The organism is Burkholderia sp. BE17, assembly GCF_009362305.1.
In the GTDB taxonomy this organism is placed as follows: Bacteria; Pseudomonadota; Gammaproteobacteria; order Burkholderiales; family Burkholderiaceae; genus Burkholderia; species Burkholderia pyrrocinia_C.
In genome coordinates, this window is the sequence record NZ_WHNU01000065.1 from 1 (window position 1) to 20,686 (window position 20,686).

The window sequence follows — 20,686 nt, forward strand, 5'->3', positions numbered from 1 at the left end:
GCCCCCAAGCCACCGCCGGTCAACCCACCCGTCAACGCACCGCCGGCGATATGCAGCGCAACACGATTGTCGCCGCCCTCGGCCCAACTATCGGCTTCCTGCTGATACTGTGCCTTGAGCGTAGGATCGGTTGCGCTGTCGGCATTCTTCTGTGCCGACTCCCGCTTCCTGTCCGCATAGCTACCAATCTGCTTCGCGATCGCTTCCGACGCAGCCTGCGCTGCGTTGATCAGATCCGACTGGTTGCTCAACCCAAGCGACACGTCGTAATTCAGTGCCGCACCCAGCACGTTCTTCGGTGCGAGGTTGCCGCGCACGCCAACAACAGCGCCGACCAAGGTTTCACCGAGCAGGTACTGCGCGGCGGGCCCTCGCACGCGCCCGGCGTCGACCCCGGCATAAAGCGCTTGCGTGCCAACCGGCGTCGGCACATACCAGTCGAGTTCGTTGGAAACGACCCAGCCGCTCTCGGCAGCCAGCGTCAGTTGCTGATCGAAGCCGCGCACGGCGTAACGCGTGCCGATCGTGAAATAGTCCGAAGGAGCCAGTGGCGTACGTGCGTTCTGCATGTTCCAGCCGAACTGGTACGAGAACGTCTGACTGCCGATCTTGAAAGGGACCTGGGCACTGACGCTTGCCAACTCCACCTGCGTCTTGCCGTCGAAGTCGGGTGTGCCAACCACCGTGCCCGAATTACTGGACAGGCCCGGCAGCGATGCGCGCCAGGCGAACGAGCCGTCGAGGACAACATCGCCGATGTACTGGCGATGCGCGATGCCGAACTCGTAGCCAACGATGTCGCGATGCTGCACGGGAACGCCTCACGACCTTCAATTCGTCGAATGACCGCGAGCAAATCCGGTGCGCCGATCGAAGAAATCGGACGTTGGCCGATCAGGGGAAACACCTCGCGATCGAGCTGCTTCTTGACTCGGCTCGCGTGTGAAGCGCTCCATGTCGCTTGCTGCGCTTCGTACCACTCCAGCGCGACGGCCTCAAAGGTGTTCTGTGCGGCGATAGCGCGAGTCTGCTTCTCAATGTCACGCTCGAACGCAGGGTTCTTCCCCTCCGCTATCAGCCGCTTCGCTTCGTCACGCCTCGAACGAGCATCAGCGAGCGACGTCGTCGGATAGTCGCCGAACGTCAGCAGGTTTTCTTTGCCATTGAACCGGTATTTGAGCCGCCACTTCTTCGAACCGCTGGAGCGCAGATCAAGAAACAGGCCGCCACCGTCGAAGAGTTTGTTTCCCCCGGCCGCATCGAACTTCGCGTTGCGGCACTTGGCGTCGGTAAGAGGTTTGCTTTTCATTGTTCGTCGGGGGTACGGCATACCCCCAAATCCCCGAAGTCATACCCCGAATCTTACCCCCAAATTTCGGGGATGCCCCGGTCTCACTCGGGACTTCCGGAAACAAAAAACCCGCGTTAGCGCTAGGCTGGACGCGGGTTTTGGGACTTCCGGGTACTACTTGAAACTAGTGTTTGGTGCCGGCTGCAGGACTCGAACCCGCCACCTGATGATTACAAATCAGAGAACACCCATATCCCCCGGCATTGATCTACATCCGTGTAGGCAGGATACCCTGCGAGCACAAAGGATACGTCCGCCGCACCCAATGATATCTCATTGACTTAGATTGATCCGACATCCCATAATTTGCCTACACGGAGCCTACATGAAGGCGTGTAGGCGATCTCCTAGATCAAGCGATGTCGGGACCAGCAATGTCCAAGGTGAATTTCACAACGGAGCGGGTGGGTTCGCTCCAGTGCGAAGCAGGGAAACAGCAGACGATCCATTGGGATGCCAAGAGTCCCGGATTGGGACTGCGGATCACGAAATCAGGAGCACGCTCCTACGTTTTCGAATCACGTCTCTTTGGCAAGACCATACGGGTGACGATCGGCGATCCTCGCTCATGGGATCTAAGCAAGGCCCGAGCGGAAGCGGCTCGGCTTGCCCTGCTCATCGACGCCGGAAAGGACCCTCGGGAAGTCAGCGCCGAACAAAAGGCTGCACATGAAGCGCGACAAACAGAGGCTCGTCGCAAAGATGTTCTCTTTGTCGACGTGTGGGAGGCGTATCTGGACGACCTGCGCACTCAAATTTCACCGAAGACAAAGCGACCTCGTTCAGCACAGTACATCGAGGATCATCGCAAGCTGTCTGCGGCCGGCGGCGATGAAAAGAAACGCGGCAAAGGGTTAACATCTCGCGGACCATTGCATTCGCTGATGCACGTGAAGCTTGCGGAACTGAATGGCGCTAGGGTGGCCGACTGGCTCAAGATTGAAACAGCAGAGCGCCCGACGAGTGCCGCGTACGCGTACCGAGTCGTCAAGGCGCTGGTCCGTTGGTGCGATAGCCAGGAGCGATTTGCCGGTCTGATCCCGGGTGACTGCTACTCGTCCACGAAGGTCAAGGCACTCTTGCCCGGTACGAATACGAAGGAAGGAGACAGCCTGCAGCGCGAGCAGCTTCGTGCATGGTTCACCGCCGTGCGAGCGCTGCCAAATTTCACCGTCTCCGTATACCTGCAAGGTCTTCTCCTCAATGGGCCTCGCCGCGAGGAATTGGCCGAACTTCGGTGGGAAGACGTGGATTTCGAATGGAACAGCATGCGCCTGAATGACAAGGTCGAGGTCAAGACGGGCCGGGTCATTCCTCTGACACCATATTACGCGTCCCTGCTCCGGGAGCTAAAACGAGTCAACGACACGCCGCCCAGGAAATCGGTACTTGCCGCCCTCCAAGCAGAAGGCAAAACGTGGAGCCCCTCCCCTTGGGTATTTGCAAGTGCAGCGTCGGATAGCGGGCATATAGAGGAGCCTCGTTACGCACACAATCAAGCGATTCAGGCCGCCGGCCTTTCGCATGTAACCCTGCACGGGCTGCGTCGCTCGTTTGGCACACTGTCCGAGTGGTGCGAAGTTCCCGTTGGGGTTGTGGCCCAAATTCAAGGCCATAAACCGAGTGCCCTTGCGGAAAAGCACTACCGCCGGCGCCCTCTCGACATGCTGCGAATGTGGCACTGCAAAATCGAATCTTGGATGCTCGAGCAAGCGCAGATCAAGTTCGAACCGCCCAAAGTGTGAACCCCGCCGACCTGCGGCGCAATCTCACTCGTTGATGCTTTTTCATGTCTATTGCGCGGCCACTTCTGCTGCGGGAATCGGCGAGCGGCCTGTACCCGTAACAAATCGTTGCAACCGATCCCAAGCTGCCAGATAGCGGTGCTTGGAGATCGCGGCCAGTTGTGCGTCATGCACGACTAGAAGGCTCTCGACCGCCGCCTGCTCACAATCGAACAGCAGCCAGCGCTCCCCTTGTTTGGCACGTTCAACACAGGCGTCCAGTGCTGCCTCTGCCTGCCGATACAGATCGAGGTCGGCTCCAGATGCAGTTTCCTCCCGCAGATAGAAGGCGAGATAAACAACTCGCAGCAAATTGATAATCTGCTCGGCATCGCCCCGTCCGGCCCGAACCGTCGCGAATGCCAAGTGATTCTCCAGCGACAATGCTCGCACCTTCTCGGTCGACAACGGCAACAACATCACTTTCGTCAGCCTGGCGCGACCTCCGCGCCGCATCGCACTTCTTCCCACCTTCTTATCCCTTCGCCCTTTTCGAATCCTCATGCCGTCGATGGCGGCAATCCCATTACACGCTCACTCGTCGAGTTTCCCCGTTCCTTCATATCGGCTGCGCTTCCAGTTGTTCTTCGCGCGGATACGATCCAGTATTGCGCAAGACGGGCACCAGCTTCCCTGACGGACGCTGCCCGCTCGCGCCTGCCAAATGTGACCGCGATGGCATTGCCACGTCAGCTTGTGCTCCTTGCCGACGTACGTGTCAGACAGGCATGCCCCGCCGCGCTCAGCCGCCGTCTCCCGCATCTCCTCGATGCTCAGCCGTCGTCGATCGGCTGCGCAGCGCCGGCACCACCGTCCCTGCAATACCTGTTGGCCGGTCACCATCCATTCATGTCCCTCCCGGCAACGGAACCGGTACTTTCCGGCTTGGCCGACGTACTCTGTCGACAGGCACGCTCCGCCATGCGATTGCGCCGCCGCCTTAAGCCGTGTCAGCCCGTTCGCGTCGGTTTGTGACGCGGACCGAGCACACCGCAGGCACCATGTTCCGCGCAAAATCTCGCCGCCTTCCGCTTCCCATCGATGTCCCTTCACACACTCGACCGGATAATAACTACGGGCACCCGTGTATGCCGTCGCCAAGCATCGCCCCCCGTGCGCACGGGCTGCCGCGCGTAGGCGTTTCAGCCCGTCCGACAGCAGATTGCGCCTGGCGGATGCCTCGTAAGCGCACGAAGGACACCAGCTACCCTCGCTGATCTTGCGGCCTTGCGTTTCCCATTCGTGGCCTTCGGCACAGCGCAACCGATAGTATTCGAGCAGTCCTGTGAATGTCCCCCTGACGAGTTCGCCGCCCTGGCCGGCAACTTTCGCCAGCCAGCGCTCGCAAATTGCTTCGTCTTCGCACTCAGCACATACCGGCAGTTTCCCGGCTCGATACAGAAGTGGCGTCGCGTGTCGCTCAAACCGGTGTCCGTGTCCACACTCGAAAACATATCGGGTGTGATAGCCTGCCCACGTGTCCGACAGGCATCTCCAGCCGAATGTCTCGACGGACAGCTTGAGCTTTTCGAGCGACGGGTGATGTTTGGAATCAGTCACCGCTGCCGCCGTTCAACCGCCTACCCGCCAACGCCGGTCGATGATCAGCGCTGATTCGTACCGTGGTGGCAAGGCGCATCTCAGTTAGCCCCGGGAACACCGTCAAATTCTTTCCGCGCAAGCTCGCGAAGACGATTTCGCTTGGCCAATATGTTGCGGAAGAAATCGATCTCGAGCTTCACCGCCTCTTGCAGGAGAGGCTGCCTTTTTCCAGATACCTCCTCCTCAATCACGAGGGTCATCGTCTGTTGGTTTCCCGACTCTGACTTCTTGATCGTGTGATCAGTTATAAAGAAGCGCAGTCGTGCATTGGAATCACGTTTCCTCTTGATTCGCTGCCAGGACAGTTCGAAATGCTCGCTATTCTTCACTGCGCGTGCGAACAAGGAATTGCCTTTCGCTTCACAACCGATGGCTGACTGGTTACCGGCCATGTACAGCAATGCGTAGGGCACGTTGGATGTACTGACCTCCCGGTAGAGATACCCTTCCTGCTTGTGGAACTGTTCCAGCATCGATGCAAACAGTTGATCTGAAACCGACGCGCCAAGAAATTTTTCGACCATGTAATGGACCGCGTCGGCGTGATTCACGAGTATGTCGACGATGCCCGCCGCAATTGGCCCAGGCCGTCGGGTCTTGTTTCGTCCGTTGAGCGATTTGGGATTTGCGAGAGAGCATTCGTCGTATGCGTCCTTGTCGAACTTACCGATGGTCTCAACGTCACCTGCGGCATGCTTGGCGTATAACGGCAACCTCTTTCCTTCCGCGTCTACCTTGTGGTCGACGTCCAGATTGACGACGTGTACAGGGTTGTCGCACTCCGGACAGACCGCATAGTGCATCGTCTTGCCGGTACGGCTCTGATACCAGGGATATTGCTTGCCAGTCGCAAAATGGAAGGCTCTCGCGGTTAACGTCTGACAATCGTGTTCGCGCTGCCGCAGCTTAAAAACGTTCATTGCTCACCTATCAATCGCAGTTGATCTCTCATGCCGGCGCGTCTAGCCTGAGAATGCAGCCCGCTTCCCGTCCAAATTGCCGCGCCACTCTGCAAGCTGAGCCCAGATGGATCGAGCTCAAACAGGTAACGGCGAAACGCCAGCAGCGACGACAGCATCCCTGCATACGACATGGCGATTCGCTCTCCCAAGTTGCGCGGCCGGTTGCTTTTACATCGCGTGTTGAATGTCGAAGTCGTCACCAGGAGCCGAACGCTGCTTGTCCGGTGCCGGTTGTGATGTAGCCCGGTCTCGAAGACAGGGGCCGCTCGCGCGGCCCCGCGAACAAAGGATCAGCGCAAGTCTAGGAAGTCATCGTGCTGAGCATAGTGGTTCAGGCACCGGATGACTTCTTCCGCCGAAGCGGTTGGCTTTTGCTTATATGCAAGATCGACGACTGCCTGGAAGTTTTCACCCGAGTAAAGAAACACATATCCTCGCTCTTTTACTTCACTCGGATAGACCTCTTCATCATTGTCATCCACTTGCACCGTGTCGCCAATAAAGATCGTTTGCCCCTCTCTGAGCAAGCCCTCAACTGCGTCATCTCCGTACACATCGTAAAGGAAAGCCCTGTTGTACTGAGCTGAACGATCTTGCTTATTCTGAGCAAGCGCTATGAAATCTTCTATCCGATACGTCTTGTGTTTGAAATCACTCATTTTGGACACCCTGTACTTGGATTCAATTTCCCACGTCGTCCTGCATCACCACCGCCCCACTTATTTCTACCACCCGTCCCATCAGGATGATAAATACCGTGGTTATCGCGATGGTCGTCAAAACTAACCAGATTCAGTACGCCAGGTTCGTCGTTATGATGCCACGTCATTCCGACTGGACTCTTACTTAGATCGGGGTCCTTCATCCAGTCTGACAAGGCAGGGTTCCGTCCCAACATGTCCCGGCGAAATGCCGCATCGGTATTCATCCGGTCAATAAGCGCTTTGTTGGCTAAACGAAACTGCACGGCATCGCTAGCAAAAAACTTGTCCTGCGGTAAATCGAAATCGTTGAACGAGTGGAACTTCCCGGGGCATCCAGCGCGCTTCCGAAGGCCCAGCGGATCAACCCATGCTACCGGGTTGGGCGCGTATTGATAAACTTTTTGCCCAGACGCAAACGCCTATCCCGACGGCCGCAATCCCTTTTCCAGTAAGGCGCTCAGCCTTCCGCCTTCCTCGCATCAGTAATTTTTCCCCTAGACACGATTTTCCAGTGGTGCACACCCGGGGACAAGCGCGATCCGTCGCATTTTGCAGCGCGAAGCACTCGCCAGTTGGTACCTGGCCGACTGGCGTCAGCCAGACTCGGTCTCCTTACCCGTACTCGCGAGCTTCCGTTTCCCGTGTCGCCGGCAACGCCCGCGCGTCCGCGACATCGAAGTCAACCGCGTGGGCAGACACAATGGCGCGCGGCACAGGTCACAAAGGCCGCACTACGCGGCCTTTCTCCTGAATCGCACCGAGTTCAAAACGTTATAAAGGCATCGTTCTTAAAGTAATAGAGAAACGCCTCAAACAATTGTTCGATTGTTGGATTCTCGATTTGTGCTACGGCATTGGAGACAATATCTTCGATTGAAGCAACGTCAAGAACTTCTTGCCAATCATTGGTTCTCGCAATCTCCGGTCGAGGGTCAGCATCTGGATCCGCATCCTTATCATCCTCCGCAAAGACTCCTTGCGTATCCAGAGTCCACGCTGTCTCTGGCAAATATAACCATCCAGAGTGCTGCCCTGGATTCTGCAATACCTGCCTGATGGTAACCAATCTGTTCACGACGATTCCCCTTTATTCACACGGACATGGGCAGCGCGGATTAAGAGCCTTGAATCCACCTCCGCCGTTTGGATGCAACGTACCCTGTACCGCGCCAGGTGCCTGATGTTGAGCTCGCGGTATTAGCTCAACATATTCCGGATCCTGCGCGCTGTGATGCCACGTCAGCCCTGGGGGACTTGTAACACTGTATCCACCCCGCGCGCCCGGCGAGACGTGCTCTTTGACAGCAGAGCCCAACGCATCGCCTAGGCCCGGATTATCCTGAATCATACCGTTGAGCTGTTCGTTAGCGTAACGGAAATGGTCTCGACGTCCTTTCGACAACTGATCGCAAGGCAATTTCATTCTTGCCCACACGCTATAAGCTGAACTCGATAGAGGACGACCGGACGCATCTGACCCGGTCAGTCCGAGCGGATCAATCCACAGCGTCGGATTTGGCGCGTATTGATAGATGTTGATCCCGCCCGCCAGCCCGATCGGGTCCTTGCTGACGAAACGCCCGGTGTTGGGATCATAGTACCTGTGTCGGTTGTAGTGCAGCCCCGTCTCGCGATCGAAATACTGCCCCGCGAAGCGCAACGGATTCGTGATGCCTGCCTTCCGCGCCGCCTCGCTGATGGCTTCCTTCGCTTCGCCCCAAGCACGGTAGCGTGCCGACCACGCGACCTCACCCGACTCGTCCGTCACCTCCTGCGGCGTGCCGATCTGATCGCAATGATAGTACGCGACTGCGGTCAATGACGGCACATCACCTTGGGCCAGTACCGCCGGCCCCGTGGCCTGTGCGAGCGGCGTGAAGCTGCCCGGCTCGTATACATAGTGCGTCGTCTCACGCTTCTCCCACGACGTCTCATACGCGAGCGTGTCACCATCCCACCCGTACAGCGTGAAACCGTAGCCGCGCTCCTGCTTCAGACGCTGGCGCTCCGCATCCCGCCAGCCACTTCCCGCCCCTGCCAGATACGGTACCTGCGGTTCGGTCAGCTTCGCGATGCGACGGCCCAGCGCGTCGTACGTGTACGTCGCGCGCATATGCCGGTCGCTCGCCGTCACCATCCGGCCCAGACTGCTCCACCCGAACACCGTGCGCTCGCCGTTGTGCGAACGCTCCTGCAGATTGCCCTGTTCGTCGTACGCGAAGTGCGTACCGGCGTATTCCTTCAGCAGGTTGTCCAGCAGCGGCGCGGACCGCGCGCCGCCGAATACGCCAATGCCATGTTCGTCGCGGTCCTTCGACTCCACGATATTGCTGGCCGGATCGAACGCAAACGTCTCCACACCGAGCGACGACTGCGCACGCGTGAGCCGGCCGACGGGATCGTACGTGTACTGGATCTCGCCGCGCTGCATATCGGCAATCTGAACGAGCTGCCCTGCCGTGTCGTACTGGTAACGGCGCTCCATCACCTTGCCGCCTGTACCCTGCAGCGCCTGACGTGCAAGCCTTCCTGCCTGGTCGTACTCCGTCGCCTGCTTCAGCCCGTTGCCAAGCTCGCGCACCGTCTCGCGGTGTGCGTCATCGCGCTCGAAGTTGGCAATCGTCTTGCCATCGAGCATGAGTCCGTGCACGTGACCTGAGCCGTAGGTCAACCATTCGAGCCGTCGGCCATCCGGACGCGTCGTGGCAATGCGCGCGCCCACCTCGTCATACTCGTGCCGCCAGACGAACTCGTAGTCCTCGCCGTCGACGGGCACGTTCAGGTGCTCGAAACTCAGATTGCCGACCGGGTCGTAGAAACGCCGCACGCGTGACTGATCGTTGACCGCCTGCAGCAGGCGGCCCAGGCCGTCGTACTGGAACGACTCACTCTCGACCTTCGACTCCCCCTGCGGAGTCAGGAAGACCTGTCCGCGGTCGGTGAACTGGGCAGGCCAGCCGCGCCGCCGTTCAAGCCGACCCATCGCATCGTATTCGAACGCCTGCATGACGCCGCCATACAGGCGGTTCGTCACGAGGCCACTGCCCGCCGCACGGTAATACCACGTCTCCCGTCCGTCAAAATCCGTCTCGCTCGTCAGGCGCGCTGCCTTGTCGTATCCGAACCGGTACTCCCGTCCGTTCTCGTTTCGCAACGTCACGATCTGGCCGAGCGGGTTCCATGCGTATTCGAGCGAATCACCGCGCGCGTTCGTCCGTTTCGCAACCAGGCCTGCCGCCGTGTAGCTGTAGCGCGTCGACCGGTTCAGTGCGTCGACGTGCTCAAGCAACCGCCCCTCGGCGTCGCGCGCATACGTGTCGCGCAGACCCGCAGGGCGCGTCACCCAGGCAAGTTGCCCGTTCTCGTAACCGTAGCGCGTCGTCTCGCCGGCGGCGTTTTTCGCCTCCACGAGCAGTCCGCGTTCGTCGTACTTCCACGTCGCGGTCTTGCCTGAACAGTCCGTATAGCTTGCAATCTGCCCATCCGGCTGCCATGCAATCTTCTTCGTGCCGCCCTTCGGATCGGTAATCGCGACTGGCAGTCCAGCGCGATCGTATTCATACTTCGTGACCCAGCCGAGTGGGTCAAGCGCCTCGGTGACGCGACCCTTGCTGTCGTAGTAGCGCTCCCAGCGGTGCCCTTCCGGGTCCTGCAAGCCGGTCAGGTTGCCGTGCCGGTCATAAACGTAGTAAGCCGTACGCCCATCCCGCTGCGTATGCGAGGTCAGATGCCCGGCGTCGTCCCACGTGAAAGACTCCTCGGTCCCGTCTGCAAACACATGGCGGGTCACGTGTTTCGCCGCGTCGCGGAAGAACCATTCTTCCGTGTTGTCCGGATACACGATCCGGTACACGTAGCCATCGATGTCGTAGTACTGCTGGGTCGTGTTGCCCAGCGCATCGGTCACGAAGGTCAGCCGCAGCCGGTCATGCCATGCCAGGTGCGTGTCGAACGTACCGTCGTCAGCCCATTCGTGCACTGCTTTCGCATCGAGGTGCGTGCCGTCCCACTCGAGGTTCATCCCACGGCCAGTACGATCGGTGTAGCGCGTCACGAGATGGTGCGAGTAGGCATAGCTCCACGATGCAGCGTTCTCGTCGGCCGCCTCCACCAGATCACCTGATTCATCGTAGCGATAGCGCGCGAGCACGCGCACGGCCGTCCCGGTGTCGTCGACCAGCGCGACACGCATGATGCGGCCTTCCCGATCATGCGTCAGTGAAGCAACGGCATCGCTGCTGGTTTCGATGGTTGCGAGCAAACCATCCGCCCACGTCAACGTCACCGTGTTGCCCGAGCGGTCCTCGATTTTCGTGAGCGCGAAGCGCGCCCCGTGCCGTTCGTACGTCTCGGTCAGCGTCTCGCCACGCACAAGCCGGATGCGATCGTCGGACTCGCGCGTGAGCACGCACGACTCGACCGCATCGTGATGGGGCTGCCATGGCTTCAGAGGCGGATACGTGAGGCTGCGGCCCGATGCGTCGTGATACACGAGCTCGTCGCCCTTCGCCTCGAACGCGACGTGATACGGCGTCGTCCAGCGTGGCCCCAGCGGCCCGTGTTCGTCGTGGGCACCAAAGTTTGACCGATAGGTGCGCGCCCATTCGACCGGCATCACACCCGGAATCACAAAGTCGGTATGCGTGAACGATTCGTCACCGAGCGCCAGGCCGATCGCGCCGCCGACCCGCGCAGCCGACTGGCCGATCTCACACGCCTTGCAACCCGACACACCGGGCTTCTTCGCCTTCGCCTCGTCCGCACGGACTTCGACTTCGCCCCCACCATGCTTGAGCTTCGCCTGGTTCGGCGCAGTCGGACTGACCGTTGCCTGAACAATCTGTTTCTTGTGCTCGTAGACCTGCACCGCCCGGATCAGGATATTGAGCATGTACATCAGCGTGCCAACGTCTTCGCGCGACAAGCTTTGCAGCTTCTCCTTCACTACTGGAATGAAACCGCGCAGCTCGGTTGCAAGGTCGTGGATCGCCTTGCGCGCCTGCTGCGGCGCCAGCGTCGCGGCAACGTTCAGCTCCGCCTTCACGCCAGCCTTGCCAACCTCCCATACCGCGCCGAACAGGTTGTCGATTGTCTTGAGCGGGCTATGCACAAGCGCGCTGGCCGACATCTGCGAGACCTTCTTCTGCGCCGCCTTCAGATTGGCGTGTGGGTCCGTCAACTGGCCCGCAGCAAGTTTATCGAGCGCGTTTGCGAGGCCACCCAGCATCTCTTCGGCCTTCTTCCCGCAGTCGGTCAGAATCTCGTTGAGCCGTGCCTTAGCCTGCTCCACGAACGGCTTGAGTTCGCCCATCAGCGTCGCCGTGAAGTGCGCGGCGATCACGGCCACAATAGCGTCAGGCAGCTCCTTCGCGCCTGCTTTCACCGCCTGCCGCACGATGCCGAGCGTCGGACGCAGCGACATGCGCGCAGCCGCTGTGCCCGGCGGAATCGGCAGCACGCCAATCAGGTTAATGCCCAGACTCGCCCAGTCAAGGATCTGGTCAACCTCGCGGCGCTTCGGGTTGTTACGGTTATCGACAAGCGTGACGATGTCACCGCATACGTCGACGGCAGCCATGATGTTGCCAAGCACAGGCAATGCCGCCGACACTTCCTTCACACGCTCGAGCGTCACATAGCCGCCCGTGTATTCGCGCAGCCACGCATCGAACCGCGACGCACCCGCGCCAAGGTCGGCGACAAGCACCTGATTAAGCGGCACGATTGCTGCATCGACCGACGACTGAATGGATTGCTGGTTAGCCATAAGAGCGGCCTTGTTCGTATTCTGGATCAGGAAAGGGAGGATCAACCTCCCGCTTCATGGTGCTATGCCGCGCCCGGTGCAGCGGCATCCGTCGGCTCCCACGCGGGCGGCTTCAGGTAGCTGCCGATGACCCACGGATCGTTCGGGTCGCGTTCATGCTTCACGCTCACCGCACCGGCAGCCAACCCGCTAACGATCGCGCGGCCCGACGCGTCGAGCGTGCCGGTGTGCTTTGCACCGAGGCTATCCGTCACCGTGAAGGCGCTCTTCTCGACCGGCGAATCCGTCACGTAGTGGCGCAACACTTCAAGCTGGCCGGGTCCCGACTTCGGGAACGGCGGGAAACCGCCACCCTGCCCCTTCGGGCCGTCGGTCTGGTGGCTGCCTGCATGGATCGTGTGCTCGCCTGCCGTGTGCACCGTGTAGCCCTGGTCACTGATACGCACCTGCGTATTGCCGGCATGCAGGACGATTTCCTTCGCTGCATGAAGCTGAATGCTGTCGGTGGTGCTCGTGACCGTGACCGATTGCTTCGCCTTCAGGTCGATGCCGTCGGTCTGCGCCTCGATCCGTACCTTCCCCGAAGCCGCGACGAGCGCCATACCCGCCTTGTGCACGAACAGCGTGAACGCGTTCGACACGCTCGCGAACAGCGAATGGCCCACCGCGAAGCCGACATGCCGTCCGCTCGTGATGGCAACATCCTCGTTGCTCGCGAGATGGGTGCTGCGTTCGGCCGCCAGACTGATGCCGGCCGGCCCCGCGAAAACAATGTCCCGTTCCGTCAGTTCCGGGAAATCATTTTCACCGCCAGAGGGAGTACCCTTGATTGAATCGTTGCGCGCCTTGATCGCCTTTGCGACCTCGCTCTGGTCGGCGCCATGCTGCTGCGCTTCATGCTGTTGCGCGAGCCCCGCCAGACTCTCCTGCAGCTCGCGCGCCCGCGTGAGCCGGCCGACCGCCTCCTTCGCGTCCTTCGCGTGACCGGGACCGCCCGGCTGTCCGTCCGTCAGGACGAACAGGCCCTTCAACGCACGCACCACACCCCAGTCGTCGGTACGCAGATCAAAACCCTTGCCGCGTACGTCAGCCCTCCCCTTCTTCCTCAGTATGCGGCGCAGGTTCCCGAGACTGAGCTGCGACGCGCCCGCATCACTCGCAATCTGCGTCTGGATCTGCCCCTGTGTATCGTCAATGGCGACGTGACCGGACGCCGTGCCCTGGAACTCCCGGCCGCGGATGACCGACACCGCCCGGTTGGCGGGCAGGTCCAGCGCCGGCTCGCGGAACGCATTGACGGGACTGCCCGCAATGACCGGCAGATCCGGATCGCCGTAATAGTGGGTCACGGCCACTTCGTGACCAACGCGCGGCACGAACGTCGCGCCCATGTCATTGCCCTGCCACGGCGACAGCACCCGCAGCCAGATCCCCGCGTGCTCGTCGAGCTTGCCCTGCCGGTCCCACTCGAACTGCACCTTCACGCGCCCGTACCTGTCCGTCCAGACTTCCTGTCCGGCCGGGCCGACCACGATCGCCTTCTCCGGCCCGCTGAGGCTGGGCTTGTGGACGCTGCGCTCAAGCCGGAACGGCTCGTTCGCAGGTAACAGTTCGAACTGCGCTTCGCACCGGTACGCCTGTCCGGTCCCTGTGCGGTCCGCGACCTCCTCGATGTCGAGCATGCACGACACCACCACGTATTCGCGGTTCGCTGCCTGCTGCGGGTAACCCGTCAGCGCGAACGTGCAACCCACTGTCAGCCCGCGCAGGTTGCCCTTGCCGTTCGCGCGCAACCCGGCGCAACGCTTCGCCTCGAGCTGGACGCGCGCGAGATGGCGAGCCTCCTGCTCCGCATCATTGGGTTCGCCGGCGAGACCCTGCGCGCCCGCGAGCGGCTGGCTATGGTCGCCCCAGTCGTAGATCTCACCGTCGGCGCTCGCCGTCTTGCGTGGATTGTCTTCAGTGACGGTCAGGTTCGCGCGCGGACGCGTGTAGTCGTAATCCACCACCGTCACGCGCCCGGGCGTCAGCCGGCTCGTTACCGACAGCGTGTGGATGTGCTCCTCGTCGATGCGCTTTCCGTCCGGCGGCATATAGCGCAGCGTCTCGTACGCCGCGCCGTGAGGATGGTGACCGCCCATCGTGTCGCACAGCACGAGCCGATGATGACCGGCGTCGTGCTCGAACCACCACCAGATGCCCCATTCTTCCCACAGCCGCTGCAGGAACGCCCAGTCCGTCTCGAATGCCTGCCGCTGCACGTCGCGCTTCGGATAGATCCCGCGAAACGCGCCCGCCAGGCGCTTGTCGACCGGATAGGGGTACTTCGCGAGCACCGCGTCGGTGATCTCCACGACACTCATGTCCTGGAAGATCCGGCAGTCCTGCGTGAGCGTCGCGCGATACAGCCACGGGCGCAGCTCGAGCTCGTACAGGATCGAATGGCGGTCTTCGCCAGCAACGCGCGCCGCAGTGACGAGCCCCGTGATCTCCCGCGTGCCCGCGCCGATGTTGCCGAGCCCGGCGTTGCCCGCGAGGCCAGGGATGAAATGGCCCTTGCCCTCAAGCTGGATCGAGACCGTCACTTCGGTGCCGACCACCTTGTCCAGGTCGAGGTTGGCCGTCACACTCGGCGAGAACGCATATGCATCATCCGTGCGCAGCGTGACGAGATAGCGGCAGTCCTCGAGACGGCCGATTGACTCGGTGCCATGCAGCCGCACCGGCGCGAACATCGGCAGGCCGTCGACGCCATAGGTCGGCAGCGCGGCGCCCGAGATGGACAGCGTGCGTGCCTGGGTAAGTGTCAGCATGATCTTGTCTCCTCGCGGTTCAGGCGCGCATCACGGTCGCACCGCAACCGGTTTTGTCGCCGAGATAGCCGACGCGCCGGCCGCGATGCGTGCGCGGGCCGCTCGCCAGCAGCGGAAAAACCCCACCGCATTTCGGGCACTTCACCATGTGGCCGTCCAGCGCCACGGCAATGCCCAGGTGCTTCAGCTCTTCGGTCGCTTCGATGACCTCGCCGCCGTGGTCGGTGGTGTCGCCCAGACGCACCATGTCGCGGCCCTGCGCATCCTGCATGTGCAACTCCGTATCGGAAAATGACTGATTGGGTTCAAACGCTCGCCTGTCAGGCGGATCAATGTGTCGCGGGCGGCGGCGGTGTGCTCGCGCGGGGCAATCCGACCGGCGGACCGCTGTCCGTCAGATTGAACATCGGCATCGAGCTCGGACACCGGAACGTCCTGAGCACGTCGCTCGTCAGCGGATTGGCGACGCTGCCCGCGCTCGCGATGTCGAGCACGGCCTTGCGGCCGTCGAAATCGAACACGACGCGCGTGCGCCCCGGCGTCGCGGTCTCGACAACGTGGCCCTTCTGGAGCAGGCGCATCAGCGCCCATGGGCCGTCCGTCGCGACCGTCGACGTGTCCGGGCGGATGCGCGGACTTGCGGTGATCTCCGTGTGGACGCCACCGCGCGGCCCCGGCCATGTCACCGTGAAAGGCGCCACCGGCCCATGCTGGTAAAGCGAGGTCTGGCCGTCGATGTCGAGCGACAGGCTCGTGATCGTGGGATCGAGCTCGGGAATCCGGATGTCGGCTTTCCACGTCAACTGCTTGTGACCGGGATCATTGAAGAAGACGTCCCGGATCGCCTTCGCATGCTCGAACGGTTCCAGGTCCGGTCCCTGCACCGGTTCCGTTGCACCCGGCAGCGTGCGGTAGCGCCACGGCTTCGCGGAGGTGTCGACGAACGGCGCGAGCGTCTTCGCGAAGAAATCGTCGATCACGCCGCCCTGCGCCAACACGCGCGTGAAGTCGTCGATGCTGACGTCGCGTTTGCTATCGACGGCGAACGGATAGCTGCCCTCGATCGTGAGCCGGCAGGTGTCACCCACTACTGCCTGCATCTGGCGCGACAGCAGCTGACCGATACCCTGATTGACTTCATGCGAGCCGTCGGCGGCAAGCTGCAGCAGAACCACACGGAACGGCGCCGGCATCGTGTCGGCCGTCATCTTCAGCTTCGCGGCCGTGTCGCTTGCGGGCGGCATGCTGTTGTTCGACAGTGCGTTGTCGGCAACGGTCAGCGCCGTGTAGTAGTCGTTCAGCAGGTTCGTCACGCCATCGAGGCCCGTCTTGCCTGCCTGCGCGGCAACGGCCTGCGGACCGGCCTGGGCATCGGCGTTCCCGGTTACGACTTCGCGCAGTGCCGCGAAATGATTGTCGACCAGTTCGCGCTCGACGCGCTCCGACGCGCGAATGCCCAACGCCTTGTCCGCCTTCTGATTGAGCTGGTCGGCTGCTTTCTGCAGGAACGAGCCATCCCCACCGGCAACCGGCTGAGTAAGCGTCGTTTCATGTACCGCAGCACGAGCCAGACGTGCGAGCGGCGAGTCCGGCGCCGCAAAGCTGCGCAGCACCTGGAGGTTGAATGCGAGGCTCGTGCCGCTCACCGTGCGGATGTCGTTGAGAAACGCGTCCCACTGCTGCGCGTACTCCATCAGGTATTCGCGTCGCACCGCATCCGTCAGCGCATCGTCCATACCGGTCGCGTGGCTCACGATCTCAGCCGTTTTTTTTTGAGCCGAATCTGCCAAACCCGCCAGATACGAACGTCCCATCACCCACGCGTCGTCGTCGCGCGCGATCTGCACGAACTCCGGAAGGCGTTTGTCGAACAGGTTCCGGTAGCCGTCGAACGTAAAGAGGCCCGACACGCCGCGCGAGAGCGGCTGGCCGCTCGCCCGCGTGAACACCGTGCCGGCCTGCGGTCCGACCGCACGCAGCAGCGTGAACTCGTCCGGTGCTTCCTTGAGCATCGCGGCCTTCGCCCGCTGGTAGAGACGGTCGGTCGCATTGCTGCCATCGAGAAAGGCGCGCGCCTGCTGGATCAGCGCGTCATTGCGGATCAGCGGCGACTGCACGACACGCTCTCCCGAGAAGAGCTGCTGAACGTGGTCGATCATCGAAGCCCGTCCGCCGAAGATCGCTGCGCTGTCGGTTCTCGCCCAGTCGTCGAGCACCCACGCCTTGACGTCGGTGGCGTTGAATTTCGCCTTGTCGTACAGCATCAGGTACACGCGCAGCGCATCGTAGGCGGTCTTCGTATCCTTGTTCGTGATCGCACCGGAAATCACGTCCTCCATCCGGTGCACGATCTGCGGCAGCAGCAGGTTGTCCTCGAGCGCATCGTAGGTGTGGTGGCTTTCCGTCACAATGTCCGGCGGCGTATAGAGACCGTAGCGCCACGTGCTGTCAGGGTCGGACAGGTCAAGGTTCGGGAAGGTCGGCAGGTAGCGCGCCTCGGTCAGCGTATCGGGCACGGCCTCCGGCTTGGGCTCCCTGTAAAGCTGCGTCACGCGGGTGGCGAGTGACTGCACCTTGCGGCCAATCACGTCCAGATAGTCGCTGTTGTTGCCGAAGCTCACGCGCAAGCCGATCGCGAGCCAGACGAACAGCAGCAACGCGAGCGCATGCCCAATCAGGCGTAGCAGCCGGTAGCGGTATTCCCAGCGCAGGTTGGGACTGACGAGATGGGCTTCCGGGAAGACCACACGCGTCAGCAAATCGTGCAGGAAAAAGCTCCGGTTGCCCTCATGGTCCGCCACGGCTCCCTGCCCCTGCTTCGCGGCAAGACGTTGCACGACCGTGCCACGCTCCGCCATGACGGGGCTGCCACCTTGCTGGGCGCTCGTGAAATAGACGCCGCGCAGCGTCGAATGGAGCTGCGTGTCGTCGTAGCGGGAATCGAGAAACACGCGGTCGATCAGATCGACGAGCGGCCCGATGAGCGCCGCGAACTCCTCCGGCAGCGCGGCAAGCTGGCGGCGCTTGCGGGTCTCGTCCTCATCCTGCAGGCGCGTGTGGATCATGCCCGACAGCCGTCCCGCCAGTTGCGTCAGTTCATCACGGCAACGCGCACGCAGCCCTTCCTTTGCGACGGTTTCCTTGCCGTACGGCAGCGTGAAGCCCCAGGCCTGCGCGCGGCTCTCGGCCGTCAGCGCACCGAAGTATTCCGGAAATCCCGTCAGGCGGTCCATCTTCGTGACGATCAGATAGACGGGGAAGCGGATGCCCAGCTCCTTGCGCAGCTCGGCCAGGCGCGCGCGCAGGGCGGCTGCCTCGGCAATGCGCGCCGGTTCATCCGCGCTCGCGAGCGTCGCAAGATCGACCGCAAGCAGCGCGCCGTTGATGGGCGCGCGCGGCCGGTGCCGACGCAGCATGCCGAGAAAGCCGAGCCATTCCGCGCGGTCCAGTCCCTCTCGCGTCTCGCCCGTGCCGGCACGGAGTGGAACAACATTGGTGGTCGATTTCGTAGCAGCAACTGCGCGAGATCCGGACGAGTGGCCGTCCTTCGTCTCAACAGCGGCCTCTTCCCCCACATCCGCCGCGGTTGCCAACCTGTCCGGTTGCACGGACTGCACGTCAGCGTCCTTCACCGTCGAGGTACCGTGGCACGTGTAATACCCCGCCGTGTCGATCAGCACCGCATCATTGGTGAGCCACCAGTCCACCGCATCGGAACTGCCCGAGCGTGCGCCGGACGCACGCTGCATCTGCTCGGCGACCGGAAACGCCAGGCCACCGTTGAGCAACGCGCTCGTCTTGCCCGTACCCTTTGCGCCGAGCGTGATGTACCAGGGCAGCTCGTACAGGTAGCGCTTGCCCTGGAACAGCTTGCCCGGCCCCCGCGCCCCCGTGCGCATCGACTTCAGACGCGCCAGCGCACCCGCGACGATCGATTCAATGGCCTGCAGCCGCGATGCGGCGGGCGACTCTTCCTCCTTGCCACCCTTACGCAGCATTTTCTTCAGAAACGCGTCGTCCTCGCGCATCTTCTGCCAGAGCCGGAACATCCAGTAGATCGCGAACACGGTCAGCACGAGGCCAATCACCATCCAGCGCGTCGAAACCGGTTCGAACGGCGCCGTATGTCCGAACGAAAGCAGCGGGGACGCGTACCAGATCAGCAGACACACCAACGCCACGAATACAACGCTCATCGACAGGTCGGCGAGCCAGAGCAGGACGCCTGCGAGCAGCAGTGAGATCACCAGCACACGCATGCCGGCCGCAGCCAGCGGCTTGAGCCCGCCGAACGCGAAGAACGGCCCGACAAACCAGATCACCACCGCCGCGACGACCAGTGCGACGAACGCGAGGAACTGGCGGGATGCAAGAAACGACAGGAACTTCGTCATGTTTTATTCCGGATGCGGATCAGCCCTGTTGAGCGACGAGAATCTCGACGCGGCGGTTCTGCGCGCGCCCCTGGGCTGTATGGTTATCGCCCACGGGATCGGCGTCCCCCTTGCCGACGGCTTCGAGGCGGTTCGCCGGCACACCGGCGGCCTGCAGCATCTGCATGACCTGCGTGGCCCGCTCTTCCGACAGCGCTTCGTTCGACGCAAACTGGCGGCTGCGGATCGGCACGTTGTCCGTATAGCCAAGCACGGTCACCTTGCCCGGCACCTTCGCGGTCTCACCCGCGATCTTCGCGATCAGCGGCCCCATCGTTGCCTTGACCGACGCGCCGCCGGGCTGGAACATCGCATCTCCCCGGAAGGTCACGGCGCTGTGACGGGTGTCCTCGTCGACGCTTACCGTGCCCGCAGCGATTTCGTCCTTGAGCAGCTGTTTGAGATGCAACTGTTTCGGCGCGGGCGGCGGCGTCATGCGGCCGATGTTGGCGATCTGCTTCTGCACATCTGCGCCGCGGCTCATCAGTTCGTACTTGAACCAGCCGAAGAGCCCGAGCAGGATCACCGAGAGGACCGTGACGGTGATCCACACCGGGAAATCGTAGACAGACAGGCGGCGGCCTTTCACATCGGACTGCCAGTGAGGCGAAAGCGTCATCGGCGCGGGCCCGCGCTGTGTCGTGATCTCGTTGTAGAGCCGCTGGCGGATCGCATCGTGCTTGCGCTTGCCATTGGCCTCGTGCCGGTAGCGCCCTTCGAAACCGAGACTGAGAATCTCGTAGATGACTTCCAGCAGGTCCAGATGCTCCCGCGGTTCGGTAAGCAGCCGGCCAACCAGCAGATACACCTTGTCGCCACCCTGGCGATCCTCATGGAAGGTGGTAGCCAGACCGCTGCTGATCCACTCGATGCCGGACGATCCGCCCTTGCCCCAGGCGGTCTGCGTCGCCGCCTCGTCGAGCGCCGTGCACAGGCAGTACCGCGCGCCGATCATGTGGTCGCGACGGATGTTCGTCTGTTCGCACAGCTTCTGGAAGACGCGCACCTCCTGTTCGAGCAGGTCGCGCAGTGCAAACGTCTCGTCGGCCTCCAGATGCTCAGGCATGTCCGCCAGCGCGCGCAGGAGCACACGCGCGGCTTCGCGCAACGGATTCTGTGCCTGCTCGACGGCAATCAGCCGCTCGCGAAAGGGAACGGCAGCCGTTGCGGCAGTGCTGGACTGCCGGATCACGGATGCCGGCGTCGGGTCATCCCCGGACGAGCCGACAGCGGTGGGTGGATTGCTCATGGGCGTACGTCGCAGATCGCG

General features: G+C 62.0%; 13 protein-coding genes and 1 pseudogene. 1 reads left to right on the forward strand and 13 read right to left on the reverse strand.

What is annotated here, in order from left to right:
* Together GD429_RS37505 and GD429_RS42255 are read right to left on the reverse strand one after the other, a co-directional pair.
* On the reverse strand, positions 1–812 hold an 812-nt coding region (locus tag GD429_RS37505), incomplete at its 3' end, for a ShlB/FhaC/HecB family hemolysin secretion/activation protein (protein WP_321575118.1).
* Between the two features lie 65 nt (positions 813–877).
* Positions 878–1,330, reverse strand: a pseudogene (locus tag GD429_RS42255) (tyrosine-type recombinase/integrase); the annotation flags it as partial.
* Positions 1,331–1,725: 395 nt separating this feature from the next.
* On the opposite strand from GD429_RS42255, the gene GD429_RS37520 reads away from it, so the two are divergent.
* Complete coding sequence (locus GD429_RS37520; protein WP_152864926.1) at positions 1,726–3,096, forward strand: tyrosine-type recombinase/integrase; 1,371 nt, start codon at positions 1,726–1,728, stop codon at positions 3,094–3,096.
* A 48-nt stretch (positions 3,097–3,144) separates the two neighbouring features.
* Here GD429_RS37520 and GD429_RS37525 read toward each other — a convergent pair whose 3' ends face one another.
* From GD429_RS37525 to tssL, 11 genes are all read right to left on the reverse strand, one after another.
* Positions 3,145–3,555, reverse strand: a complete 411-nt coding sequence (locus GD429_RS37525) for a hypothetical protein (protein WP_152864928.1) — start codon at positions 3,553–3,555, stop codon at positions 3,145–3,147.
* A gap of 114 nt (positions 3,556–3,669) precedes the next feature.
* The gene (locus GD429_RS37530; protein WP_321575119.1) at positions 3,670–4,695 is read right to left on the reverse strand and encodes a hypothetical protein; all 1,026 of its coding nucleotides are present in this window, start codon (positions 4,693–4,695) and stop codon (positions 3,670–3,672) included.
* An 80-nt stretch (positions 4,696–4,775) separates the two neighbouring features.
* Positions 4,776–5,657: a hypothetical protein gene (locus tag GD429_RS37535; RefSeq protein WP_152864930.1), complete on the reverse strand. Its 882-nt coding sequence runs from the start codon at positions 5,655–5,657 to the stop codon at positions 4,776–4,778.
* Between the two features lie 332 nt (positions 5,658–5,989).
* Positions 5,990–6,358 carry a hypothetical protein gene (locus GD429_RS37540; RefSeq protein ID WP_152864932.1) on the reverse strand — a complete coding sequence of 123 codons (369 nt, stop codon included), beginning with the start codon at positions 6,356–6,358 and terminating at the stop codon, positions 5,990–5,992.
* A complete protein-coding gene (locus GD429_RS42260; RefSeq protein ID WP_152864974.1) occupies positions 6,355–6,759 on the reverse strand; it encodes an HNH endonuclease in 405 nt (134 codons plus the stop codon). Before GD429_RS42260 ends, GD429_RS37540 begins: the two co-directional genes overlap by 4 nt.
* A 407-nt stretch (positions 6,760–7,166) precedes the next feature.
* On the reverse strand, positions 7,167–7,478 hold the full coding sequence (locus tag GD429_RS37550) for a hypothetical protein (protein WP_321575120.1): 312 nt from the start codon (positions 7,476–7,478) through the stop codon (positions 7,167–7,169).
* A gap of 12 nt (positions 7,479–7,490) precedes the next feature.
* A complete protein-coding gene (locus GD429_RS37555) occupies positions 7,491–12,170 on the reverse strand; it encodes an RHS repeat-associated core domain-containing protein (RefSeq protein WP_152864934.1) in 4,680 nt (1,559 codons plus the stop codon).
* A gap of 62 nt (positions 12,171–12,232) precedes the next feature.
* On the reverse strand, positions 12,233–14,983 hold the full coding sequence (locus GD429_RS37560) for a type VI secretion system Vgr family protein (protein ID WP_152864936.1): 2,751 nt from the start codon (positions 14,981–14,983) through the stop codon (positions 12,233–12,235).
* Between the two features lie 19 nt (positions 14,984–15,002).
* A complete protein-coding gene (locus tag GD429_RS37565; protein ID WP_152864938.1) occupies positions 15,003–15,254 on the reverse strand; it encodes a PAAR domain-containing protein in 252 nt (83 codons plus the stop codon).
* A gap of 58 nt (positions 15,255–15,312) precedes the next feature.
* Positions 15,313–19,377, reverse strand: coding sequence for a type VI secretion system membrane subunit TssM (gene tssM / locus GD429_RS37570; RefSeq protein WP_152864940.1), 4,065 nt, complete (start codon positions 19,375–19,377; stop codon positions 15,313–15,315).
* Between the two features lie 19 nt (positions 19,378–19,396).
* Positions 19,397–20,665 (reverse strand): type VI secretion system protein TssL, long form, encoded by a 1,269-nt coding sequence (gene tssL / locus GD429_RS37575; protein ID WP_152864942.1) that lies wholly within the window; start codon positions 20,663–20,665, stop codon positions 19,397–19,399.
* Positions 20,666–20,686: the final 21 nt, after the last annotated feature.